Annotated in this window: 28 protein-coding genes; 22 read left to right on the top strand and 6 right to left on the bottom strand. The window is 64.8% G+C overall.

The window, feature by feature from the left end:
* Position 1 precedes the first annotated feature (1 nt).
* Entirely contained in the window at positions 2 to 877 is an 876-nt protein-coding gene (nadC, locus tag QM797_RS18760; protein ID WP_283277170.1) for a carboxylating nicotinate-nucleotide diphosphorylase, read from the top strand.
* Between the two features lie 33 nt (positions 878 to 910).
* On the top strand, positions 911 to 1,285 hold the full coding sequence (locus QM797_RS18755; protein ID WP_283277169.1) for an RNA-binding S4 domain-containing protein: 375 nt from the start codon (positions 911 to 913) through the stop codon (positions 1,283 to 1,285).
* Positions 1,286 to 1,317: 32 nt separating this feature from the next.
* Here QM797_RS18755 and QM797_RS18750 read toward each other — a convergent pair whose 3' ends face one another.
* Complete coding sequence (locus QM797_RS18750; RefSeq protein ID WP_283277168.1) at positions 1,318 to 2,301, bottom strand: LysR family transcriptional regulator; 984 nt, start codon at positions 2,299 to 2,301, stop codon at positions 1,318 to 1,320.
* A gap of 78 nt (positions 2,302 to 2,379) precedes the next feature.
* On the opposite strand from QM797_RS18750, the gene QM797_RS18745 reads away from it, so the two are divergent.
* Positions 2,380 to 2,796, top strand: a complete 417-nt coding sequence (locus QM797_RS18745) for a DUF5997 family protein (RefSeq protein ID WP_269608293.1) — start codon at positions 2,380 to 2,382, stop codon at positions 2,794 to 2,796.
* On the opposite strand, the gene QM797_RS18740 is transcribed toward QM797_RS18745, so the two are convergent.
* The 3 genes from QM797_RS18740 to rhtB are packed head-to-tail and all read right to left on the bottom strand — an operon-like array spanning position 2,793 to position 3,957.
* A complete protein-coding gene (locus QM797_RS18740) occupies positions 2,793 to 3,176 on the bottom strand; it encodes a YchJ family protein (RefSeq protein ID WP_283277167.1) in 384 nt (127 codons plus the stop codon). The genes QM797_RS18745 and QM797_RS18740 overlap by 4 nt on opposite strands.
* Positions 3,173 to 3,319 (bottom strand): hypothetical protein, encoded by a 147-nt coding sequence (locus QM797_RS18735; protein WP_155292933.1) that lies wholly within the window; start codon positions 3,317 to 3,319, stop codon positions 3,173 to 3,175. Before QM797_RS18735 ends, QM797_RS18740 begins: the two co-directional genes overlap by 4 nt.
* Positions 3,320 to 3,330: 11 nt before the next feature.
* Positions 3,331 to 3,957: a homoserine/homoserine lactone efflux protein gene (rhtB, locus tag QM797_RS18730; protein ID WP_283277166.1), complete on the bottom strand. Its 627-nt coding sequence runs from the start codon at positions 3,955 to 3,957 to the stop codon at positions 3,331 to 3,333.
* A gap of 81 nt (positions 3,958 to 4,038) precedes the next feature.
* Here rhtB and QM797_RS18725 point away from each other — a divergent pair, with 81 nt between their 5' ends.
* The 12 genes from QM797_RS18725 to hisI all read left to right on the top strand — a co-directional run bounded on the left by QM797_RS18725 (position 4,039) and on the right by hisI (position 13,069).
* Complete coding sequence (locus QM797_RS18725; protein ID WP_032403983.1) at positions 4,039 to 4,506, top strand: SRPBCC family protein; 468 nt, start codon at positions 4,039 to 4,041, stop codon at positions 4,504 to 4,506.
* Between the two features lie 21 nt (positions 4,507 to 4,527).
* Positions 4,528 to 5,046, top strand: a complete 519-nt coding sequence (locus QM797_RS18720; protein ID WP_283277165.1) for a DinB family protein — start codon at positions 4,528 to 4,530, stop codon at positions 5,044 to 5,046.
* A gap of 89 nt (positions 5,047 to 5,135) precedes the next feature.
* On the top strand, positions 5,136 to 6,488 hold the full coding sequence (gene hisD / locus QM797_RS18715) for a histidinol dehydrogenase (RefSeq protein ID WP_283277164.1): 1,353 nt from the start codon (positions 5,136 to 5,138) through the stop codon (positions 6,486 to 6,488).
* Entirely contained in the window at positions 6,485 to 7,615 is a 1,131-nt protein-coding gene (locus QM797_RS18710; protein ID WP_283277163.1) for a histidinol-phosphate transaminase, read from the top strand. The genes hisD and QM797_RS18710 overlap by 4 nt, the downstream gene beginning before the upstream one ends.
* Complete coding sequence (hisB, locus tag QM797_RS18705; RefSeq protein ID WP_283277162.1) at positions 7,612 to 8,235, top strand: imidazoleglycerol-phosphate dehydratase HisB; 624 nt, start codon at positions 7,612 to 7,614, stop codon at positions 8,233 to 8,235. The genes QM797_RS18710 and hisB overlap by 4 nt, the downstream gene beginning before the upstream one ends.
* Positions 8,236 to 8,296: 61 nt before the next feature.
* Positions 8,297 to 9,415, top strand: coding sequence for an MFS transporter (locus QM797_RS18700; protein ID WP_283277241.1), 1,119 nt, complete (start codon positions 8,297 to 8,299; stop codon positions 9,413 to 9,415).
* Positions 9,412 to 10,041, top strand: coding sequence for an imidazole glycerol phosphate synthase subunit HisH (gene hisH / locus QM797_RS18695; protein ID WP_283277161.1), 630 nt, complete (start codon positions 9,412 to 9,414; stop codon positions 10,039 to 10,041). Before QM797_RS18700 ends, hisH begins: the two co-directional genes overlap by 4 nt.
* Positions 10,038 to 10,247: a hypothetical protein gene (locus QM797_RS18690; protein WP_283277160.1), complete on the top strand. Its 210-nt coding sequence runs from the start codon at positions 10,038 to 10,040 to the stop codon at positions 10,245 to 10,247. Before hisH ends, QM797_RS18690 begins: the two co-directional genes overlap by 4 nt.
* Positions 10,248 to 10,355: 108 nt before the next feature.
* A complete protein-coding gene (gene priA, locus QM797_RS18685; protein ID WP_008715867.1) occupies positions 10,356 to 11,090 on the top strand; it encodes a bifunctional 1-(5-phosphoribosyl)-5-((5-phosphoribosylamino)methylideneamino)imidazole-4-carboxamide isomerase/phosphoribosylanthranilate isomerase PriA in 735 nt (244 codons plus the stop codon).
* A gap of 6 nt (positions 11,091 to 11,096) precedes the next feature.
* Entirely contained in the window at positions 11,097 to 11,927 is an 831-nt protein-coding gene (locus QM797_RS18680) for an inositol monophosphatase family protein (RefSeq protein ID WP_283277159.1), read from the top strand.
* On the top strand, positions 11,924 to 12,697 hold the full coding sequence (gene hisF, locus QM797_RS18675) for an imidazole glycerol phosphate synthase subunit HisF (RefSeq protein ID WP_283277158.1): 774 nt from the start codon (positions 11,924 to 11,926) through the stop codon (positions 12,695 to 12,697). Before QM797_RS18680 ends, hisF begins: the two co-directional genes overlap by 4 nt.
* 15 nt (positions 12,698 to 12,712) lie before the next feature.
* A complete protein-coding gene (gene hisI, locus QM797_RS18670; protein WP_283277157.1) occupies positions 12,713 to 13,069 on the top strand; it encodes a phosphoribosyl-AMP cyclohydrolase in 357 nt (118 codons plus the stop codon).
* Here hisI and QM797_RS18665 read toward each other — a convergent pair.
* Together QM797_RS18665 and QM797_RS18660 are read right to left on the bottom strand one after the other, a co-directional pair.
* The gene (locus QM797_RS18665; protein WP_283277156.1) at positions 13,060 to 13,581 is read right to left on the bottom strand and encodes a MarR family winged helix-turn-helix transcriptional regulator; all 522 of its coding nucleotides are present in this window, start codon (positions 13,579 to 13,581) and stop codon (positions 13,060 to 13,062) included. The genes hisI and QM797_RS18665 overlap by 10 nt on opposite strands.
* A 151-nt stretch (positions 13,582 to 13,732) precedes the next feature.
* Positions 13,733 to 14,194 (bottom strand): peroxiredoxin, encoded by a 462-nt coding sequence (locus QM797_RS18660; RefSeq protein WP_283277155.1) that lies wholly within the window; start codon positions 14,192 to 14,194, stop codon positions 13,733 to 13,735.
* Positions 14,195 to 14,279: 85 nt separating this feature from the next.
* Between QM797_RS18660 and QM797_RS18655 the strand changes: the two genes are divergently transcribed.
* The 7 genes from QM797_RS18655 to QM797_RS18625 all read left to right on the top strand — a co-directional run bounded on the left by QM797_RS18655 (position 14,280) and on the right by QM797_RS18625 (position 21,460).
* Complete coding sequence (locus QM797_RS18655) at positions 14,280 to 15,848, top strand: anthranilate synthase component I (protein WP_283277154.1); 1,569 nt, start codon at positions 14,280 to 14,282, stop codon at positions 15,846 to 15,848.
* Complete coding sequence (locus QM797_RS18650; RefSeq protein WP_283277153.1) at positions 15,845 to 16,507, top strand: TIGR02234 family membrane protein; 663 nt, start codon at positions 15,845 to 15,847, stop codon at positions 16,505 to 16,507. The genes QM797_RS18655 and QM797_RS18650 overlap by 4 nt, the downstream gene beginning before the upstream one ends.
* 82 nt (positions 16,508 to 16,589) lie before the next feature.
* A complete protein-coding gene (gene trpC, locus QM797_RS18645; protein WP_283277152.1) occupies positions 16,590 to 17,399 on the top strand; it encodes an indole-3-glycerol phosphate synthase TrpC in 810 nt (269 codons plus the stop codon).
* Positions 17,400 to 17,468: 69 nt separating this feature from the next.
* Complete coding sequence (gene trpB / locus QM797_RS18640) at positions 17,469 to 18,806, top strand: tryptophan synthase subunit beta (protein ID WP_371833884.1); 1,338 nt, start codon at positions 17,469 to 17,471, stop codon at positions 18,804 to 18,806.
* Positions 18,803 to 19,606, top strand: a complete 804-nt coding sequence (gene trpA / locus QM797_RS18635; RefSeq protein ID WP_283277151.1) for a tryptophan synthase subunit alpha — start codon at positions 18,803 to 18,805, stop codon at positions 19,604 to 19,606. Before trpB ends, trpA begins: the two co-directional genes overlap by 4 nt.
* Positions 19,603 to 20,610 carry a prolipoprotein diacylglyceryl transferase gene (lgt, locus tag QM797_RS18630; RefSeq protein ID WP_283277150.1) on the top strand — a complete coding sequence of 336 codons (1,008 nt, stop codon included), beginning with the start codon at positions 19,603 to 19,605 and terminating at the stop codon, positions 20,608 to 20,610. The genes trpA and lgt overlap by 4 nt, the downstream gene beginning before the upstream one ends.
* Positions 20,603 to 21,460 (top strand): TM2 domain-containing protein, encoded by an 858-nt coding sequence (locus QM797_RS18625; protein ID WP_283277149.1) that lies wholly within the window; start codon positions 20,603 to 20,605, stop codon positions 21,458 to 21,460. Before lgt ends, QM797_RS18625 begins: the two co-directional genes overlap by 8 nt.
* Positions 21,461 to 21,469: the final 9 nt, after the last annotated feature.

Below are 21,469 nucleotides of genomic sequence, written 5' to 3'. Positions count from 1 at the left end.
CATGTCCGAAATCTCGACCGAGGTGAACCCAGGCGTCGACCGAGCCGAGGTGCTTGCACTGATCCGGACGGCGCTGGATGAGGACTTACGGTACGGACCCGACATCACCACCACCGCAACGGTTTCCGAGGACGCCGTGGCGACGGCCTCGGTGGTGTCACGCCAGTTCGGCACGATCGCCGGCCTCGACGTCGGCCTTCTGGTCCTCGACGAGGTGATCGGTCGCGAGGGATATTCCATCGTGCATCGCATCGAGGACGGGGCGAGTGTGGAACCAGGACAGACCGTTCTGACGGTCGAGGCCCCGACACGAGGGTTGCTCACAGCCGAGCGCACGATGCTCAACATCGTGTGCCATCTGTCGGGGATCGCCACCGCGACAGCCGGCTGGGTCGCCGAGGTAATAGACACCGAGTGCAAGATTCGGGACAGCCGAAAGACGTTGCCGGGCATGCGTTCGTTGCAGAAGTATGCGGTGCGCGCCGGCGGTGGAGTCAATCATCGAATGGGGTTGGGCGATGCCGCGCTCATCAAGGACAATCACGTTGCGGCTGCCGGATCGGTCGTCGCTGCGTTGAACGCGGTGCGGGCCGCTGCGCCGAACATCGCCTGTGAAGTGGAAGTCGACAGCCTCGAACAACTCGACCAGGTACTTGCCGAGAACGTCGAACTCGTTCTGCTGGACAACTTTGCGCTGTGGCAGACACAGATGGCGGTCCAGCGTCGCGACAAGTTCGCTCCCGAGACCAAGCTGGAATCCTCGGGTGGGTTGACGGTCGACGTGGCACGGGACTACGCGCGGACGGGGGTCGACTTTCTGGCCGTGGGCGGTCTGACACACTCGGTGACAGTGCTCGATCTCGGTCTGGACATGTAGTCGAGCCCCGCGATGTGAGGAATTCGTTCGAAGATGGAAGTACAGAGTGCCCGCCTCGACAGCTGGATCTGGGCGGTGCGGTTGTTCAAGACGCGGTCCGCGGCAGCCGCTGCGTGCCGTGGTGGGCACGTCCGCGTCAACGGAACCCCCGCGAAGCCCGGTCTGCGAATCGGTCCGAACGACGAGGTTCGGCTCCGGGTAGACGGCGTGGAGAAGATCGTTGTGGTCGTGCGGGCGATCACCAAGCGTGTCGGTGCAGCTGTTGTCCCCGAGTGTCTGATCGACCGCAGTCCGCCGCCGCCTCCGAAGGAAGTTCTGGCCTCAGTACCGCGTCGTGATCGAGGAGCGGGTAGACCGACCAAGCGCGATCGTCGTGAGATCGACCGACTGCGGGGCCTGGGTCTCTAGTTCGCCCGGTTCGTCACAGGTCGTCGGCCCGTCTAGCGACGCTTGCCGCTGCGGCGGGTGTTCGTTTTCGTCTTCACCACCGGACGAGCCGGCTTGGAGGGGTGCGCCTTCTTCTTCTTGACTGGCGCGTCGTCTGCCGAGCCTCGTGAACTTCGGGTCGACCGTCCTCGTACGATGCCGATGAACTCCTCGATGCGGTCGTCCTCGTGTTCGGCGACCCAGGCCAACGCAATCTGGGAGTGCTCGATGTCGGTCACCGGGCGGTAGACGAGATCCTTGCGAGCGTTGAATCGGGCCACCGAATGCGGCACTATCGCCACACCCAGCCCGGCAGCCACGTACTCGAACGTCTCGGCAGTGGAATTCATCGGGGGCAGGGCAGAGCGATTGCCGACTTCGAGTTCCGTTGCCACAGCAGCCCATTCGGGCACCGTCGCGGGATCCGCCAGCAGATGCTCGTCGGCGAGATCGTTCGCGGTTACGGAATCGAATGCTGCGACGGCGTGGTCTTTCGGGACCACCACAACCTGGACTTCCTGATACAGGCCGATGGCGCTCAGGCCCTCGCGATCGATCGGCGGCCTGACGAAGCTCACATCGACCGTTCCGTCGTGCAGGGCCGACACCTGTGTCTCCGGCGTCGTCGCCGTTACGGCCAGCGTGATGTCCGGGAACCGATCCGCCCAGATACGCGTCCACTTCGTCAGCGTCACACCTTCGGCGTATCCGATGGTGAATGTCGTCGGCTCGGCAGCAGCAACCTCGGCTAGCTCGGACAGTCGATCGTCCTCGGCAATCTCCACCAGAGCCCGCTCGAGCAGAGCGCGGCCGTTCTCAGTGAGTTCGGTGGGGGAGACCCCTGGCACGAACAGGTCGACGCCGAGCTGCTCCTCGAGTTCCACGATGGTCTTGCTCAGGCGGATTCGCGAGATTCCGAGCGACTGAGCAGCGCGGGCGAAATGCAGTTGTTGCGCCACTGCGGCGTACCAGCGCAGTGTCTGCACATCGATGTTCACGGAGTCGAGCCTATGGGACGGCGCGCAACGTGCGGGACGGTGGCGTCGAGTCCGCGGAATGCCGGATAAGGTGGTCCGGTGAGCCCGGAGAACAAACAGCAGACCATGAAGCCATTGACCGCGGCGAACAAGCTCGGCATCTACCTTCCCGCAGCGCCCGAAGAGTTTCAGAACTCGATGGTCAGCAGATCCGACCTGGACGCGTTGCGTAACGATCCGCCGCAGTGGCTGACCGACTTGCAGACCAACGGACCGTTTCCCCGCGACGTCATCGCGAAGAAGCTGGGCGTCTCCATCGCAGGCCTGGCTCGCGGCGGTGTCACCGAAGCATTGACCAGTGACGCCATCGACGAGCTCGTCGCCAGCCCGCCGCAGTGGCTCGTTCGTGAGCGCCGGACGCAGATCCAGGTTCGCAAGGATGCCGAACGGATCAAGGAGAAGCAGGAAGCACGTCGTACTGCAGGGAATCGGCCGACCAAGCTGCGCAACCTCTAGCGCGAGACCACCCCGTCGAGGTAAAGCCAGCGGCCGCCCACGCGGACGAATCGACTTTTCTCGCTCATCGTGCCCGCCCCCTCGGGGTGCTTGTAGTGCGCTCGGAACTCGACGGTTCCCTCGTCGTCGAACAGTCCGCCGGCGTCGACCCCGACAATGTCGAGTCGGTACCACCGCTGATCGGGATCGACATCCACCTCGTCCGGAACGGTGTCGGGATGCCACGACGCGCGTAGGTAAGCCGCATCGCCGACGGCGAACGCAGTGAATCGAGATCGCATCAGCTTCTCGGCCGTCGGCGCGCTCGCATTGCCGCGCAGATACGGCTCACAACATGCGTCGAAGGTGTCACCACTCGAACACGGACACCGTCCACTCACTCGTCGACGACTTCCACTGTGTAGGTGCCGAGTTCGTGCTCGTCGCGCTTACCGACATCCTGGATCCACGTGTTGGCTTCGAGGAGAGTGTCGAACAATCCCAATGGAATCGGGTCACCGCCGAGCGCGTTCTTCATGATCACGCGATACTTCCTCACGGTGTGACCCGACGGACGGTCGCGAGGAACGTTGCGGCAGCGAAGAACATCCCGGCGAACGTGCGATTCATTGTCTTCTGTTGACGCTGTGAACGCATCAGCCGCAGTACCCGAGATGCCAGTGAGGTGTATCCGGTCATCACCAGCATGTCGACCGCGACCATCGTGGACGCGATGACGAGGTACTGAGTGAGCAGAGGCAGTGCCGGATCGAGGAACTGGGGGAGGACGGCGACCATGAACACGACGGCCTTCGGGTTACTGGCGTTGACCAGGAATCCTCGTGCCAGCATCGTCGTTCCGCGGTCGGCAACCGCGGGGGCTTCGGCGACGTCGGTGGGAGCTGCCCGCCACTGACGGACACCCAGGTAGACCAGGTACGCAACACCGAACCACTTGATCGCAGTGAACGCCAGTGCCGAGCTGGCGAGCACTGCACCCAGTCCGACGGCGACGATGCCGATCTGCAGGAGCAAGCCGATCTGCAGACCGAAGATGTTCCAGTAGCCGCGGCGCAGGCCGTAGCGAAGCCCGGTGGACATCGATGCGATGGCACCGGCACCGGGGGACAGACTGATGACGATGCTCGCACCGAGAAATGCGAGCCACACTGACCAGGACATGTGTTCATTGAACTATGCCCGTCAATTCGCTTTCGTCTCGACCGGTGTGTCGAACGAGGCGCTGTGGGGTAGCCCGGGGAGATGGCAGACATCAGAACTATCGACACAGGTCCGCAGCAAGTCACCCGTCAGACCGAGGTGCGGGCGTCGGCGTCCGAATTGTTCGACATCGTCGCTGATCCCACCCGGCACGGCGAGCTCGACGGATCGGGCACGGTCAAGGACACCGTCCGCGGTCCCGATCGCCTCAGCACCGGCGCGAAGTTCTCCGTCGGCATGAAGCAGTACGGCGTGCCGTACAAGATCACCAGCACCGTCACCGAGTTCGTCGACGCTGATCGGCACAAGGTCGTCGAATGGCAGCACCCGATGGGTCACAGCTGGCGCTGGGAGTTCGAGGAGACGCAGCCGGGCCTGACCACAGTGACCGAGAGCTTCAAGTACGGCACGGCGAAGGTTCCGAAGATGTTGGAGCTGTTCAAGATGCCGCAGAAGAATGCGCAGGGGATCAAGAGCACGTTGCACAACCTGGCTGCCCGCTACGCCTGACCTGAATCTATTCTGACCGGCATGCCGATCGATCCCGACACCAAGAACTGGACCTGGGTACTCGAGCGAGCGTGCCCGGATTGCGGGTTCGACTCGAGTGCCGTCGATTACGACGACATCCCGGACCTGATCCGCGCCGACGTCGAGCGTTGGGATGCGGTTCTGCGGCGCGACGACGTAGCACTGCGCCCCGACGACTCGACGTGGTCTGCGCTCGAATACGCCGCTCATGTTCGCGACGCGCATCGAATCTTCCGTACCCGCCTCGAGCTGGTGCTCAACGAGGACGATCCGGAGTTCGCGAACTGGGACCAAGACGCCACCGCGGTGTCCGAGAACTACAACGAGCAGAACCCCGCGTCGGTGGCTGCGGGGCTCGCCGATGCTGCCTTGGCTCTCGCCGATGATTTCGCCGCCGTGCCGCCGGAGAAACGACACCGGACGGGTCGACGCAGCGACGGGTCGAACTTCTCCGTCGAATCACTGGCCGCGTACTACATCCACGATCCGATTCACCATCTGTGGGACGTGCGGGGCTGAGCCGAATTCGGTGGAACTATCCTGGGAGTTCGGACAACACTGATTCGACCGAACCCCGGCACCGAACCGACTTCACGAAGGGGCCCACTATGCCTGCCCGCATCGAGCTCGCGCGCGTCGATCTACGCGGACGAACTCCATCCACCGCCGAACTACGCGGCGCACTTCCCCGAGGCGGAGTGGATGTCGATTCGGTGCTGCATCAGGTTCGCCCCGTCGTCGACGCAGTCAAGGAGCGCGGTACCGACGCGGCCCTCGAGTTCAGCGAGAAATTCGACGGAGTCCGACCGGACCACATTCGAGTTCCCCAGCAGGAGTTGGTTCGAGCACTCGACGAGCTGGATCCAGCCGTCCGGGCGGCGCTCGAGGTCGCGATCGAGCGAACCCGTCTGGTGCACTCGGATCAGCGCCGAACCGACCACACCACCCAGGTGGTACCCGGCGGCACCGTGACCGAGCGCTGGATTCCGGTCGATCGCGTGGGGCTCTACGTGCCCGGTGGCAACGCTGTGTACCCGTCGTCGGTCGTGATGAATGTCGTTCCGGCCCAGATTGCAGGTGTCGGTTCGCTGGTGGTGGCGTCACCGCCGCAGAAGAACTTCGGTGGCCTGCCCCACCCGACCATCCTCGCGGCCGCGCAGCTCCTCGGCGTCGACGAGGTCTGGGCTGTGGGCGGCGGCCAGGGTATCGCTCTGCTCACGTATGGCGGTGTCGATACCGATGGCGGTGAACTGGCACCTGTCGATCTGATCACCGGTCCCGGCAACATCTACGTCACCGCGGCCAAGCGGCTGTGCCGCTCGCTCATCGGAATCGACTCCGAGGCAGGACCTACCGAGATCGCGATTCTCGCCGACGGCACCGCAGACCCGATCCATGTGGCAGCAGACCTGATCAGCCAGGCCGAACACGACGTCATGGCCGCCAGCGTGCTGGTGACCGACAGCACCGAACTCGCGGACGCGGTCGATGTGGCCGTGAACGCGCAGATGGCCTCCACTCGGCATGCGGAACGCGTGGCCACGGCACTGAACGGTAGCCAGTCCGGCATCGTTCTTGTCGACGACATCACGCAGGGGTTGGCGGTCGTCAATGCGTACGCCGCCGAACACCTCGAGATCCAGACGAAGGACGCGTCCGACGTCGCAGCTCGGGTGCGCAGCGCCGGTGCCGTGTTCGTCGGAGCCTGGTCGCCGGTGAGCCTCGGTGACTACTGCGCCGGGTCCAATCACGTGCTCCCGACCGCCGGCTGCGCTCGGCACTCGTCCGGCCTGAGCGTGCAGACGTTCCTGCGGGGCATCCATGTGGTGGACTACAGCGAAGCTGCGCTCAAAGATGTTGCTGCGCATGTCATTGCCCTGGCCAATGCGGAGGATCTCCCGGCCCACGGCGAAGCGGTGCGGCTGCGGTTCGAAGGGTTGCGCACCGGTGATGCGTCATGAGCGATGCTCTGGGACAGTCGGTCTCGCTGGAAGACCTACCTCTGCGCGAGGCGCTGATCGGTAAGTCGCCTTACGGTGCGCCGCAGCTCACCGTGCCGGTTCAGTTGAACACCAACGAGAATCCGCATCCGCCGACGCAGGCCTTGATCGACGACGTCGCTGATTCGGTGCGGATTGCTGCTGCGCAACTGCACCGCTATCCAGATCGCGATGCCGAGGAGTTGCGTGCCGACCTCGCGCGCTACCTGACCGGCCAGACCGGCTTCGCGGTCGAGACCGCCAACGTGTGGGCGGCCAACGGATCCAACGAAATTCTGCAGCAGCTTCTGCAGGCGTTCGGTGGACCGGACCGCACCGCGCTGGGTTTCGTGCCGTCGTATTCGATGCACCCGATCATTTCCTCGGGAACTCAGACCGAATGGATTCCCGCGAAGCGTCGGGCAGACTTCTCGCTCGACGTCGACTATGCGGTGCAGGCGATCGAGGAGCGCAAGCCCGACGTCGTGTTCGTCACCAGCCCCAACAATCCGACGGGGCACAGTATCGACGAGCAGGATCTGCGGCGGATCCTCGACGCCGCACCGGGAATCGTGGTGGTCGACGAGGCCTACGCCGAATTCTCTTCGGCGACAAGCGCAATCGGACTGATCGAGAGCTACCCCAGCAAGATCGTGGTCAGCCGAACCATGAGCAAAGCGTTCGCGTTCGCCGGTGGTCGGCTGGGATATCTCGTTGCGGCCCCGGCCGTCGTCGACGCGATGTTGTTGGTGCGCTTGCCCTATCACCTGTCGGTGGTCACCCAGGCCGCCGCTCGCGCGGCGCTGCGGCACGCCTCGGACACCCTCGGCAGCGTGGCCGAGCTCTCCGCCGAGCGTGATCGGGTTGCACGTGCACTCGCCGGCCAGGGATACGACGTGGTCCCGTCCGACGCCAACTTCCTGCTCTTCGGCCGGTTCTCCGATGCGGCCGCAACCTGGACGCGGTACCTGGACGAAGGTGTGCTCATCCGGGACGTCGGAATTGAAGAATATCTACGCGTCACCATCGGACTGGCGCACGAGAACGACCGGTTCCTCACCGTCAGCGCAGCACTCGCATCGACCGAAAGAGCAGAGGCACAGAAGTGACCACACCCGCTCCCCGTATCGCAAAGATCGAGCGCACCACCAAGGAGTCGGACATCTCGGTCGAGCTGAACCTCGACGGCACCGGCATCGTCGACATCTCCACCGGCGTTCCCTTCTACGATCACATGCTCACCGCGCTCGGTACCCATGCTCGTTTCGACCTGACGGTGCGCGCGAAGGGCGACATCGAGATCGAGGCACATCACACGGTCGAGGACACCGCCATCGTGATTGGGCAAGCCCTCGGGCAGGCCCTCGGCGACAAGGCCGGCATCACCCGGTTCGGCGACTCGTTCATTCCGATGGACGAAACGCTCGTGCACGCGGCCGTCGACGTGTCGGGTCGTCCGTACTGCGTGCACACCGGTGAGCCTGACTACATGGTGCACTCCGTCATCGGCGGCTATCCGGGCGTTCCGTACTCCACCGTGATCAACAAGCACGTGTTCGAGACGCTGGCCTCGAACGCTCGGATCGCGTTGCACGTCCGAGTGATCTACGGCCGCGACCAGCATCACATCACCGAAGCAGAGTTCAAAGCGGTCGCGCGGGCACTGCGTCAGGCCACCGAATACGACCCTCGGGTGACCGGAATTCTTTCTACCAAAGGAAGTCTGTGACCGATCGACCGGCGTTCGTGCTTTGAGTGGTCTGCTGGCGATTCGTGGGCTTCCGGCCGCGATGGCAATGGGGGCAGCGTCGTTCGGTGGCTGGGGATTGTTGCTTCCGGTCATACCCCTGGCAGTGTCGCAATCCGGGGCATCCGACGCGGTGGCGGCGGCCAGCACCGCGATCTTCATGACCACCACGGTGATCACTCAGCTGTTCGTGCCGCGGATGCTGATGCGCGTCGGCCACCGCGCGGTACTTGCTGCTGGTTGTCTGCTGCTGGGTGTTCCGTCGCTGCTGTTCATCGTGTCGGTCGATGCCGTACCGGCACTGGCCGTGTCGGCCCTGAGAGGAACAGGCTTCGGCATGCTGACGGTGGCCGGTGCTGCCATCGTCGCCGAGCTGGCCCCCACTGCTCTGCTCGGCCGTGCGACGGGTGCGCAGGGGATCGCCGTTGCGTTGGCTCAGATGATCACGCTGCCACTGGGTTTGGTGATCTTTGCTGCGAATCCGACGGCTGTGTTCGTGCTCGGTGCCCTGGTGCCCGCAGCGGGTGTGATCGGTGTAGCGCTGTTACCACCCACCAGACCCGCACCACAGCCGCCCGCGACCGAGCGAGTTCGCCTCGACGTGCGCCAGTTCCTCGTGCCGTGCCTCGTCGTCGCTTCGGTGTCTGCGGCCTACGGCGGAATCACCAGCTTGCTCCCGATTGCCGAATCGAACCGAGCCGCCATGATCGGTCTCGCATTGGCCGTCGTCAGCGCAGCGATGCTCGTCGGACGGTACACCGCAGGATCGGTTGCAGATCGAATCGGCATCGGACGCTCCGTCGTTCCCGCGCTGGTGTCGGCTGCGATCGGCATTGCGCTGTTCGCGTTCGCTGCACTGGGGAACATGCCCGCTGCACTGTTCTTCGTTGCCGCCGTTCTGTTCGGAATCGGATACGGAGCATGCCAGAACGACAGTTTGGTGATGGCGTTCGACGCGGCCGGGCCCGCTCGATACAGCAGCGCCAGCGCCGTCTGGAACATCAGCTTCGACGCAGGCACCGGTGCGGGTGCGCTCGCGCTGGGCGTTCTCGCCACGAGCGTGGGGTACACCGCGGGATTCACCGCGGCCGCAATCACGGTGGTCGTCGTTGCGGCGGTGGCGCTGATCGCCCGACCACGCCCCGATAGACTTCCCTCATGACTTCTGTGGTGTTGCTCGACTACGGCTCGGGCAATCTGCACTCGGCGAAGAGGGCGTTGGCCCGGGTCGGTGCCGACGTGACGGTGACCTCGGATTTCGACGAAGCGTTGGATGCAGAGGCATTGGTCGTTCCCGGTGTCGGAGCGTTCGCCGCGTGCATGGAGGGTCTGCTGGGGGTGCGCGGTGACCGCATCATCGGGCGTCGTCTGGCCGGTGGACGTCCAGTGTTGGGCATCTGCGTCGGGATGCAGATCCTGTTCGATCGTGGCGTCGAATTCGGTGTCGAAGCCAACGGGTGTGGGGAATGGCCTGGCACCGTCGAGCGCCTGCAAGCCGACGTGTTGCCACACATGGGTTGGAACACCGTCGAGGCACCGGAGAAGAGCGTGCTGTTCGACGGCATCGACCCGCAGACCCGGTTCTATTTCGTCCATTCCTACGCTGCCCAGCAGTGGGAGCTCGAACCCAGCGACACCATCGCTGCGCCGTTGCTCACGTGGGCCGATCACGGCGGCCGGTTCCTCGCTGCCGTGGAGAACGGCGCGCTCTCGGCCACCCAGTTCCACCCGGAGAAATCCGGTGACGCCGGTGCCGCGCTACTCGAGAACTGGGTTCGATCGGTGTGAGCGACCGAGAGTTCTCGCTGGGAAGGTTGGCCTTCCGGGCACTCGGTGCGGCCGTCGCGGTGCTGGCACTCGCCACTGCCCTGATCGCCATCCTGCAGCCGAGCGCCGGCGTAGCTCTGTCGATTGCCTTGGCCGGTGTGGTCGGAGCGATCGCAGCAATGGGAGTGGTGTCCACTCGTATGACCAAGGAGCTCGGCCGGAAGTAGTGATTCTGTCGTTCTGCAGGCTGCACTCCTGAGTAAGTGACCAGTCGTTCCTGGCCACCGCCGACCCGTTTTGAATCGACCGCCGCTCGGCCCGTAGCATAACCGCACGTGAGCCTGGTCTTATTGCCTGCTGTCGATGTCGCAGGCGGCGAAGCTGTTCGTCTCGTTCAAGGAGAAGCCGGAAGCGAGACCAAGTACGGGTCGCCCCGTGATGCCGCCCTCGCGTGGCAGAACGATGGCGCGGAATGGGTCCATCTCGTCGATCTCGACGCCGCGTTCGGGCGGGGTTCCAACCGGGAGTTGCTCGCGTCGGTCGTCGGCGAACTCGACGTCAAGGTAGAGCTGTCGGGCGGTATTCGTGACGACGAGTCGCTGCGCGCGGCGCTGGCGACCGGTTGTGCGCGAGTCAATCTCGGTACTGCAGCCCTCGAGGATCCGCAGTGGTGCTCCCGTGCGATCGGTGAGTTCGGTGATCGCGTCGCGGTCGGTCTGGACGTGCTGATCGTCGACGGCGCTCCTCGTCTACGCGGCCGCGGCTGGGTCAGCGACGGCGGCGATCTGTGGGAGGTGCTCGAGCGGCTCGAGCGCGACGGGTGTTCGCGCTACGTGGTCACCGACGTGACCAAGGACGGCACATTGACGGGGCCCAATCTCGAACTGCTCGCCGACGTGTGTGCCAAGACCGACAAGCCGGTCATCGCGTCGGGCGGCGTGTCCACCATTGCAGATCTCGAAGCGATTGCCGGCCTGGTCGATCGCGGTGTGGAAGGTTCCATTGTCGGAAAAGCGCTGTACGCCGGACGTTTCACGCTGCCCGATGCCCTCGCCGCGGTGTCTCGGTAGCAACGAATGACCCTTCCCGAGGAACCGACTCGTCTGCTCGAGATCGCCGGTGGATTGCTCGACGGCGTCCGCGATCGGTTCGTTGCGGGCGTCGGCGCACCGAGTGCAGTGCAGAAGGGCCCCGACGATTTCGCCACCGCGGTGGATCTCGAACTCGAGCGTCGGCTCGGTGCGGAATTGTTCGAGACAACCGGAATTGCTGTTCACGGTGAGGAATTCGGCGGACCGGATCTGAACTCCGGACTCGTCTGGGTGCTCGACCCCATCGACGGCACGTTCAACTACTCGTCGGGATTGCCCTCGGCGGGAACGCTGTTGGCGTTGCTCGATGACGGAGAACCCGTCCTTGGGCTCACGTGGCTGCCGCTGGTAAATCAGCGATTCGCCGCTGTAGCAGGCGGTCCGCTTCTTCTGAACGGTGTCGAGCTCCCAACGCTGCAGCCGAAGGTGTTGCGCGAGTCCATGATCGGATTCGGTGCCTTCAACGTCGCCAGCCGTGGCTCATTGCCCGGACGGTTCAGGTTCCGCATCCTCGAAGAGCTGTCGATGCAGTCCTCTCGCCTGCGGATGCACGGTGCCACCGGAGTGGATCTGGCCTACACGGCCAGCGGTGTACTGGGCGGCGCGGTCGTCTTCGGCCACCGGGCCTGGGACAACGCTGCCGGTGCGCTGCTGGTGCGCGCCGCAGGCGGAATCGTCACCGACCTCGCGGGCGAACCCTGGACGGTCGACTCGACGTCGGTGCTCGCGGCCGGGCCCGGAGTGCACGACGAGCTACTGAAGGTGATCACCGAACTCGGTGACCCCGCCGACTACCTGGAAGGACCTGCGCGATGAGCGTCGCGGTCAGAGTGATTCCGTGCCTCGACGTCGATGCCGGACGTGTCGTCAAGGGTGTCAACTTCGAAAACCTCCGCGACGCAGGCGATCCCGTCGAACTAGCGGCTGCCTACGACGAGCAGGGAGCCGACGAGCTGACCTTTCTGGACGTCACCGCGTCTACCTCGGATCGAGGCACGATGCTCGACGTCGTGAGCCGTACAGCCGAGCAGGTGTTCATTCCGCTCACCGTCGGCGGCGGAGTACGCACTGTCGCCGACGTCGATCGTCTGTTGCGGGCCGGAGCGGACAAGGTCAGTGTCAACACCGCCGCGATCGCCCGACCCGAGTTGCTGCGTGAGCTCAGTGAGCGGTTCGGGTCTCAGTGCGTCGTGCTCTCGGTCGACGCTCGAACCGTTCCGCAGGGGCAGCAGGACACCCCGTCGGGCTGGGAGGTCACCACACACGGCGGCAAACGCGGAACCGGTATCGACGCCGTCGAATGGGCGGTACGTGGTGCCGAACTGGGCGTGGGAGAAATTCTGCTCAATTCGATGGATGCCGACGGCACGAAGGCCGGGTTCGATCTACCGATGATCGCGGCCGTCCGGGCTGCGGTGCACGTGCCGGTCATCGCCAGCGGGGGAGCGGGACGAGTGGAGCACTTCTCACCCGCAGTGCAGGCCGGGGCGGACGCCGTTCTCGCCGCCAGCGTCTTCCATTTCGGCGATCTCACCATCGGTCAGGTCAAAGATGCGATGCGCGCCGAGCACATCGTCGTTCGATAGCAAAGAGGTTTTCCGATGACACTCGACTCGAGTCTGTCCGCGAGACTCAAGCGCAACGAGGCCGGACTGTTCAGTGCGGTCGTGCAGGAACGGTCGACCGGGCAGGTGCTGATGGTCGCCTGGATGGACGACGAGGCGCTTTCTCGAACCCTCGAAACCCGCAAGGGCACTTACTATTCCAGGTCCCGGCAGCAGTACTGGGTGAAGGGTGAGACGTCGGGGCACACGCAGTATGTGCACGAGGTTCGGCTCGACTGCGACGGTGACGCCGTGCTTCTGGTCGTCGATCAGGTCGGTGCGGCATGCCACACCGGCGCACACACCTGCTTCGACGCCGATGTGCTGATGGGGCCCGAGAACTCTCAGGCGTGACCTGTGCCCGCAGCGATTCCCTTGTCCAACTGAGCCAGCAGAGTAGCGCTCAGGGTCGAGAGCTGCTCGACCTCCGCGTCCGATAGTCCCTCGAACACCAGCGCCTGTACCGTGCCGACGTGCCCGGGTGCCGATTCGACGACCTTCGCCATGCCCGAGTCGGTCAGCACCGCGTAGGAACCGCGGCTGCCTGGGATGGACTCCCGGCGAACCCAACCGGCCTTCTCGAGCTTGGTCACCACGTGTGAGAGCCGCGAGAGCGACGCGTTCGCGTACTCGGCCAGGTCCCGAAGTTGGATTCGCCGCTGCGGGTTCTCGCTGACGGTGGCGAGAACGAAATAGTCGAAGTGGGTCAGCTGAGAATCACGCTGTAGCTGAGCGTCCAGCGCGGCCGGAAGTCGAGTGACGAGGGCGACGAGCGACCGCCAGGCCTCCTGTTGACTCTCGGTGAGCCACTGGCGATCCACCGCATCACTCGGTGTCGCCTCCTTCGGTGTCGCCGACGTGTCCATCGCGGGGAACCTCTCGATCTCTGGGTCGTTACTGCAGGCCACTCCTATCTCTGGGTCGTTCCTGCAGGCTCCACTCCTGCCCAGATAGTTGTGGTCTGCACATGATGCCTCGAGGGTCCCCCCACCCGAGGCATCACGTCGGACAGATGTTCTACGTGCGATGGGCGCGCAGGTATTCGAGCGCCTTGTCCGCATGAGCCTCGAACCGTACTTCGCTCGAGAAGGTCTCGAGCACCTTCCGGTCGGTGCCGATGACGAACGTCGCGCGCTTGACCGGCGAGAGCTTGGCGAGCAGACCGCGCTTGACGCCGAACGCGGTGGCGACGGCACCGTCTTCGTCGGAGAGCAGGGGATAATCGAAAGACTTGGCCGCAGCGAATTCTGCCTGCTTGGCGACGGCATCGGCACTGATGCCGACTCGGGTGGCTCCGACCTCGGCGAACTCGGAGGCCAGGTCCCGGAAGTGGCACGCTTCGGCAGTGCACCCTGGGGTGAATGCGGCCGGGTAGAAGAACAGCACTATCGGACCGTTCGCCAGCAGTTCGGTCAGGGTTCGGATCTGTCCGGTCTGGTCCGGTAGGGAAAAATCGGGAACGAGTTCGCCTGGTTTCATGCTCGGCAGGTTACCGCGAGCGCCGACCTTGTCAGGAGCGGAGCCTGCGGAGTGACCATGGGGCCGAACCTGGGAGGATGGAGCCATGCGCGGCGAGACGACCACCGACCCCAGTCCCACCTCCGGTACCGAGAACTCGGACTCGACCACCTCCCGCGAGGTGTTCCGGCAGCTTGCGGCAGAGCATCGAGTGGTCCCGGTGACACGAAAGGTGCTCGCCGACTCCGAGACTCCGTTGTCGGCGTACCGCAAGCTAGGTGCGGACCGGCCCGGCACCTTTCTGCTCGAGTCGGCGGAGAACGGCCGTTCGTGGTCGAGGTGGTCGTTCATCGGTGCAGGCGCTCCGGCGTCGCTCACGGTCATCGACGGCGAGGCAGCGTGGCGCGGCAACGTTCCGACAGGGGTGCCCAGCGGCGGCGATCCCCTCGAGGTGCTGGCCAGGACTCTGGAGCTGTTGCACTCGGAGCGGGTGCCCGGTCTGCCCCCGTTGACCGGCGGCATGGTCGGCTACATGGGATACGACTCGGTACGGCGCATCGAGAAGCTACCCGAACATGCACAGGACGACCTCGGTGTGCCCGAACTGGTCATGCTGCTCGCGACCGATCTGGCGGCCGTCGACCACCACGAGGGTGCGATCACGCTGATCGCGAACGCGGTCAACTGGGACGGAACCGATGACAACGTCGACGAGGCCTACGACGACGCCGTGCGCCGACTGGACCGCATGTGCGCCGACCTGTCCAAGCCAGCTGACTCCACCGTCTCCACCGTCTCCAAGCCTGTACCGCAGTTCCGTCGGCAGCGAACCTCCGAGGGATTCGGTGCCGACGTCGCCCGCTTGGTGGAGGAGATCGAAGCCGGCGAAGCGTTCCAGGTGGTTCTCTCGCAACGCTTCGAGATGGACACCGATGCGTCGCCGCTCGACGTCTACCGCATGCTGCGGGCCTCCAACCCCAGCCCGTACATGTACCTGATGCATGTTCCGGGCGACAACGACGAGACTGCTTTCTCGATCGTCGGATCGAGCCCCGAGGCCCTGGTGACCGTGGTCGACGGGCTCGCCACCACGCATCCGATCGCGGGCACGCGCTGGCGCGGTACCTCCGAGGAAGAGGACGTGCTGCTAGAGAAGGATCTGCTCGCCGACGAGAAGGAGAACGCGGAGCACCTGATGCTCGTCGACCTCGGCCGTAACGATCTCGGGCGCGTCTGTGCCCCCGGCACGGTCCGGGTGAGCGACTACCGCCACATCGAGCGGTACAGCCATGTCATGCATCTGGTCTCGACGGTGACGGGCCGTCTGGCCGAGGGCAAGCGTGCCCTCGACGCGGTCAAGGCCTGCTTCCCGGCGGGCACCTTGTCGGGAGCACCGAAGGTGCGCGCCATGGAACTGATCGACGAGCTGGAACCGACGCGACGCGGCATCTACGGCGGCATCGTCGGCTACCTCGATTTCGCGGGTGACGCCGACACCGCTATCTCGATTCGGACCGCTCTGATCAAGGACGGGACCGCCTACGTTCAGGCAGGTGCGGGGGTCGTGGCGGATTCGGTCGCGCAATACGAGGACGACGAGGCACGAAACAAGGCCATGGCCGTACTGGGTGCAGTTGCGGCCGCAGAATCGCTCCGCGAGGTCGGTGGGCGATGACCGAGCGATCCGGTCGTCGCGCGTCGGCCGCTGTGCCGGTCGCTCTGCTGATCGTGGCCGCGGCGTGCCTGTGGGGCGCGTCGAGAATGACGTGGGTTCGGGTGACGTCCTCCGACGGTCTCGGGGAGAGTCGGACGGACGACCTTCTCGGTAGCACCTGGGCCGCTGCCACCACACCGCTCGCGCTGGTGCTGCTGGCAGCGATAGCCGCGTCGTTCGCGGTGCGCGGGTGGGCCTCTCGGGTGCTGGCTCTGTTGATCGCGGTGGTGGCCGTGTCGGCCGCTGTTCCGGCCGTTCGACTGCTCACCGCGGGAGCATCCGACTCCGAGTCGGCGGCCCTTGCCGAACTCCCCGCAAGGGCTCAGGTCTCGATGACGGAGGTATCGATTCTTCCGGCGATCGTCACCCTGATCGGCGCGCTGTGCGCCCTGGCTGCGGCGGTGGTGTCGATTCGGAAAACATCTGCCTCGCAGGTACTCTCGTCCAAGTACGACGCCCCGGCGGTGCGACGTGACGAGGTGGCTCGACGCGTTCGCAGTTCCTCGTCCGAGCGCGGCGTGCACGACGAAGGCGAGGACCTCACCGAACGCATGATGTGGGACGCGCTCGACGCGGGCGAAGACCCTACCGACGAGTCCGGTACCCCGCGTTCGTCGTGATGAATCCGCCCTCTACGCTAGGTCCGACCCCGATGAGATTCCTCACATCGGGAGTCGACGCTCAGAAAGGACTGGGGGCACCATGACTGTTCTCGACTCGATTCTCGACGGTGTGCGGGCCGACGTGGCCGCGCGTGAATCGGTGGTCGATTTCGCCGCCGTCAAAGCAGCAGCGAAAGCAGCCCCGGCACCTCTCGACGCAGTGGCAGCCCTTCGTGAGGACGGTATCGGCGTCATCGCCGAGGTCAAGCGTGCGAGCCCATCCAAGGGTGCATTGGCAGACATCGGTGATCCAGCAGTTCTGGCTCGCGCATACGAGCAGGGCGGTGCCCGCATCATCAGCGTCCTGACCGAAGAGCGTCGCTTCCACGGATCTCTCGCAGACCTCGACGCGGTTCGTGCCGCAGTCTCGATTCCGGTGTTGCGCAAGGATTTCATCGTCGGTCCGTATCAGATCCACGAGGCTCGGGCCCACGGTGCCGACGTCATCCTGCTGATCGTCGCGGCACTCGAGCAGGATGCTCTGGCGTCGTTGCTTGATCGTACGGAGTCGTTGGGCATGACGGCGCTGGTCGAGGTGCACACCGAAGCCGAGGCAGATCGTGCCCTCGAGGCCGGTGCCACCGTCATCGGTATCAATGCCCGCAATCTCAAGACGCTGGAGATCGACCGGGACAGTTTCGGACGCATCGCTCCAGGGCTGCCGAGCGAAGTCATTCGCGTCGCGGAGTCCGGAGTGCGGGGAACGGCCGATCTACTCGCCTACGCCGGAGCTGGAGCGGACGCCGTCCTCGTCGGCGAGGGCTTGGTCACCGCAGGCGATCCGCGCACGGCCGTGTCGGACCTGGTGACGGCGGGAACACATCCGTCGTGCCCCAAGCCCGCGCGCTGACCCCGCACAGCTGACTCGGGCACCCGACCCGAGCGCGGCGGCAGTCCACCGTTGGGGCACACTGGTCCGGTGAGCACCAGCAATTCTCCAGGCATCGCGGACGCCCCGCAGGTAGTCCGCTTCAAGGGCGCTGATCTGCCACAGAGCAGCATCGGCCTCACCGATCGCAGCGCGCACGAGCCCGATGTGGGCGGGCATTTCGGCGTCTACGGCGGAAGGTTCGTCCCCGAGGCGCTGATGGGTGTGATCGAGGAAGTCACCGCCGAGTACGAGAAGGTGCGCAGCGACAACGAATTCCTCGGCGAACTCGATCGATTGCAGCGCGACTACACCGGTCGACCGTCACCGGTCTTCGAGGCGACACGGTTGTCCGCGCACGCCGGCGGCGCTCGCATTCTTCTCAAACGAGAAGACCTCAACCACACCGGTTCTCACAAGATCAACAACGTTCTCGGCCAGGTTCTGCTGGCTAAGCGGATGGGCAAGACCCGAATCATCGCCGAGACCGGTGCGGGCCAGCACGGAGTCGCCACGGCGACGGCCTGCGCACTGCTCGGGCTCGAATGTGTCGTGTACATGGGCGAGGTCGACACCGAACGGCAAGCACTCAACGTCGCTCGGATGCGCCTGCTCGGATCGAGCGTCGTGGCCGTGAAGTCGGGATCGCGCACCCTCAAGGACGCCATCAACGAGGCTCTACGCGATTGGGTCACCAACGCGGACAACACGTATTACTGCTTCGGCACCGTCGCCGGGCCGCACCCGTTCCCGGTCATGGTGCGCGACTTCCAGCGCATCATCGGCCTCGAAGCGCGGCAGCAGGTGCTCGCCTCCACGGGGAGGCTGCCCGACGCCATCGCCGCCTGCGTCGGCGGTGGGTCCAACGCGATCGGGATCTTCCATGCGTTCATCGACGACTCCGACGTTCGACTGATCGGTTTCGAGGCGGCAGGTGACGGCGTCGAGACCGGTCGCCACGCTGCGACCATCAGTGGTGGTACTCCGGGTGCGCTGCACGGTGCCTACTCCTACCTGCTGCAGGACGAAGACGGCCAGACCGTCGACTCTCATTCCATCTCAGCGGGATTGGACTACCCGGGTGTCGGACCTGAGCATTCCTACCTGCACGACATCGGGCGGGCCGAATACCGCGGAATCACCGACACCGAAGCGATGAACGCCTTCAAGTTGCTGTGTCGAACCGAGGGCATCATTCCCGCCATCGAGTCCTCGCATGCCATCGCCGGCGCGTTGACGCTCGGCAAGGAACTGGGCGAGGGCGCGATCATTCTGGTCAATCTGTCCGGACGCGGAGACAAGGACGTCGATACCGCCGCCGAATGGTTCGGTCTGATCGACGGAGACGGCGAACCGAACGTGGACGACGAAGTGGGTATCAAGCCATGAGCAACAACGACTCTCGCCTTTCCGGGACCTTCGCTCAATGCCGCGCCGAAGGGCGCGCAGCACTCGTCGGATACCTCCCTGCAGGTTTTCCGACCGTGCCACGCTCGGTCGAGGTGTTCAAGACCATGGTCGACGCCGGGTGCGACATCGTCGAGGTCGGTATTCCGTATTCCGATCCGGTCATGGACGGCCCCACGATTCAGGCCGCAGCCGACGTCGCGCTGCGAGCCGGTGCTCGGGTCAAGGACGTGTTCGCAGTGACCGAGCAGGTCTCTGCCGCGGGCGGAAAAGCAGTCGTCATGACCTACTGGAATCTGGTCCTCAAATACGGCATCGAGAACTTCGCCCGTGATCTCGCCGGCGCGGGTGGGCTCGGAATCATCACCCCCGATCTCATTCCGGACGAGGCGAAGGAATGGATCGAGGTATCCGACAGCTACGGACTGGACCGCATTTTCCTCGTCGCCCCGTCGTCCACCGAGGAACGGCTCGTCAGCACAGTCGAAGCCAGCAGCGGTTTCGTCTACGCCGCCTCGACGATGGGCGTGACCGGTGCCCGCGATGTGGTGTCCTCGATGGCCCCCGAATTGTCGGCCCGCATCCGTAAGCACTCCGACATCCCCATCGGCGTCGGCCTCGGTGTTCGCTCGGGCGCTCAGGCCGCCGAGATCGCCCGCTACGCCGATGCAGTCATCGTCGGATCGGCGTTGGTCACTGCTGTAGACAACGGACTGGACGCGGTGCGTGACCTGACGACGGAACTCGCCGAGGGTGTCCGCTCCGCTAACGTAGCGTCGTGACCTCGACCGAGATTCTGGCCTACATTCCGAGCCCCGCGCAGGGGGTGTGGCACGTCGGACCGCTCGCTCTGCGGGCCTACGCCCTGTTCATCATCATCGGCATAGTCGTGTCGGTGGTGTGGGGTGATCGCCGTTGGGTCGCTCGGGGGGGAACGAAGGGCACCGTCCTCGACGTCGCAGTATGGGCCGTTCCGTTCGGTCTGCTCGGCGGCCGTCTCTACCACGTGGCAACAGACTGGAAGACGTACTTCGGTCCCGGCGGAAATCCGATCGAAGCGCTGTACGTCTGGAACGGCGGTCTCGGAATCTGGGGAGCGGTGTTCCTCGGTGGAGTCGGTGCTTGGATCGCCTGCCGTCGACGAGGGATCCCCTTGCCCGCATTCGGTGATGCTGTGGGGCCCCCGATTCTGCTGGCTCAGGCGATCGGCCGCATCGGCAACTACTTCAACCAGGAACTGTACGGTCGCGCAACCACGCAGCCATGGGGCCTGGAGATCTACGAGCGAGTCGACTCGAACGGTCGACTGGATCCTTTGAACGGCGTATCGACGGGGTTCGTGGAGAAGGTCGTCCATCCGACGTTCCTCTACGAGTTGCTGTGGAGCCTCGCGATCGTCGCCCTGCTGGTGCTCATCGACCGCAAGTACACGATCGGCCACGGACGATTGTTCGCCTTGTACGTCGCCGGATACTGCGCCGGACGTTTCTGGGTGGAACTCATGCGTGACGATTTCGCGACGAAGATCGCGGGTATTCGCATCAACACCTTCACAGCCGCCATCATCTTCGTCCTGGCGGTCGCATACTTCGTGATCGCGACCAAGGGCCGCGAAGACCCCGCGACCCTGAAATCGAACGACGACGTCGACGGCGGTAACGACGCCACACACGGCGATGCCTCGGGCGACGCGGACGAGACCGACGCGAACGACCGAACCGTCGATGCTCTGGACGTGCAGACGTCCGACAAGAAAGCCGAGGAAGAAGGCAGTACACGTGGTTGATTTCGACAAGACCCACGGCCCCGAATCCGGTTCCGGCACCGGCGATTCCAGTGACGGTGACTCCAAGCCGACCACACCGTTCGGCACTCCGTTCGACTACGGTGCCACCGCCGAGGCGTCGCTCTCGGAGCCACCCGCCACCTCGGAGTCCGCGCCATCTCACGGACCCACCGGACCCACGGGACCGGGTTGGGATACGTACTCGGGTATCGGAAACGGCCCAGGTTGGTCCAGCACGCCGAGCTACCCGGCCCCGAGCCCGGACGGCAGTATTGACAATCCCGTCGGAGGATTCCCGCCGGCCCAGAACTACCCGGCCCAGAATTACCCGGCCCAGAACTACCCGCAACAGGGGTACGGCCAGCCGCAGGGCTACCCGCAGCAGAGCTACCCGCAGCAGGGGTACGGCCAGCCGCAGGGCTACCTACAGCAGGGGTACGGCCAGCAACAGAGCTACCAGCAGCAGGGATACCCGCAACAGGGGTTCGGCCAGGCGCAGGGTTTCGGTGCGCCTACGGGCTATCCGGGCGGATACCCGTACGGCGTCGGCCCAGACGCTCCGTACGGTCGCGATCCGATCACCGGCGAGCCGTTGTCGGACAAGTCCAAGATCGTCGGCGGCCTGCTGCAGATATTTCTCGGTTGGTTGGGTGTCGGTCGCTTCTATCTCGGCAGTACCGGAATCGGTGTCGCCCAGCTGCTCCTGCTCTTCTTCGGTGTTCTGCTCACCGCAGTGTTCGGCCTCGGACTGATTCTGCTGTTCGGGCTCTTCGTCTGGCACCTCGTCGACGGCGTGCTCATTTTGGTTGGCAATGTAACGGACGCTCAGGGGCGAAAACTGAGAGACTGAGAGTTCGCA

Source organism: Rhodococcus sp. IEGM 1381 (genome assembly GCF_030056795.1).
In the GTDB taxonomy this organism is placed as follows: domain Bacteria; phylum Actinomycetota; class Actinomycetes; order Mycobacteriales; family Mycobacteriaceae; genus Rhodococcoides.
Note: the sequence above shows the minus strand (reverse complement) of the source record. Positions and strands in the feature narration are given on the sequence as shown.

What these genes read in the sequence shown, in the direction of transcription:
- nadC (WP_283277170.1), top strand. Translation starts at nt 2, where the DNA reads ATGTCCGAAATCTCGACCGAGGTGAACCCAGGCGTCGACCGAGCCGAG.
- QM797_RS18755 (WP_283277169.1), top strand. Translation starts at nt 911, where the DNA reads ATGGAAGTACAGAGTGCCCGCCTCGACAGCTGGATCTGGGCGGTGCGG.
- rhtB (WP_283277166.1), bottom strand. Translation starts at nt 3,957, where the DNA reads ATGTCCTGGTCAGTGTGGCTCGCATTTCTCGGTGCGAGCATCGTCATC.
- QM797_RS18725 (WP_032403983.1), top strand. Translation starts at nt 4,039, where the DNA reads ATGGCAGACATCAGAACTATCGACACAGGTCCGCAGCAAGTCACCCGT.
- QM797_RS18720 (WP_283277165.1), top strand. Translation starts at nt 4,528, where the DNA reads ATGCCGATCGATCCCGACACCAAGAACTGGACCTGGGTACTCGAGCGA.
- hisD (WP_283277164.1), top strand. Translation starts at nt 5,136, where the DNA reads ATGCCTGCCCGCATCGAGCTCGCGCGCGTCGATCTACGCGGACGAACT.
- QM797_RS18710 (WP_283277163.1), top strand. Translation starts at nt 6,485, where the DNA reads ATGAGCGATGCTCTGGGACAGTCGGTCTCGCTGGAAGACCTACCTCTG.
- QM797_RS18700 (WP_283277241.1), top strand. Translation starts at nt 8,297, where the DNA reads ATGGCAATGGGGGCAGCGTCGTTCGGTGGCTGGGGATTGTTGCTTCCG.
- hisH (WP_283277161.1), top strand. Translation starts at nt 9,412, where the DNA reads ATGACTTCTGTGGTGTTGCTCGACTACGGCTCGGGCAATCTGCACTCG.
- QM797_RS18680 (WP_283277159.1), top strand. Translation starts at nt 11,097, where the DNA reads ATGACCCTTCCCGAGGAACCGACTCGTCTGCTCGAGATCGCCGGTGGA.
- hisF (WP_283277158.1), top strand. Translation starts at nt 11,924, where the DNA reads ATGAGCGTCGCGGTCAGAGTGATTCCGTGCCTCGACGTCGATGCCGGA.
- hisI (WP_283277157.1), top strand. Translation starts at nt 12,713, where the DNA reads ATGACACTCGACTCGAGTCTGTCCGCGAGACTCAAGCGCAACGAGGCC.
- QM797_RS18665 (WP_283277156.1), bottom strand. Translation starts at nt 13,581, where the DNA reads ATGGACACGTCGGCGACACCGAAGGAGGCGACACCGAGTGATGCGGTG.
- QM797_RS18660 (WP_283277155.1), bottom strand. Translation starts at nt 14,194, where the DNA reads ATGAAACCAGGCGAACTCGTTCCCGATTTTTCCCTACCGGACCAGACC.
- QM797_RS18655 (WP_283277154.1), top strand. Translation starts at nt 14,280, where the DNA reads ATGCGCGGCGAGACGACCACCGACCCCAGTCCCACCTCCGGTACCGAG.
- QM797_RS18650 (WP_283277153.1), top strand. Translation starts at nt 15,845, where the DNA reads ATGACCGAGCGATCCGGTCGTCGCGCGTCGGCCGCTGTGCCGGTCGCT.
- trpC (WP_283277152.1), top strand. Translation starts at nt 16,590, where the DNA reads ATGACTGTTCTCGACTCGATTCTCGACGGTGTGCGGGCCGACGTGGCC.
- trpA (WP_283277151.1), top strand. Translation starts at nt 18,803, where the DNA reads ATGAGCAACAACGACTCTCGCCTTTCCGGGACCTTCGCTCAATGCCGC.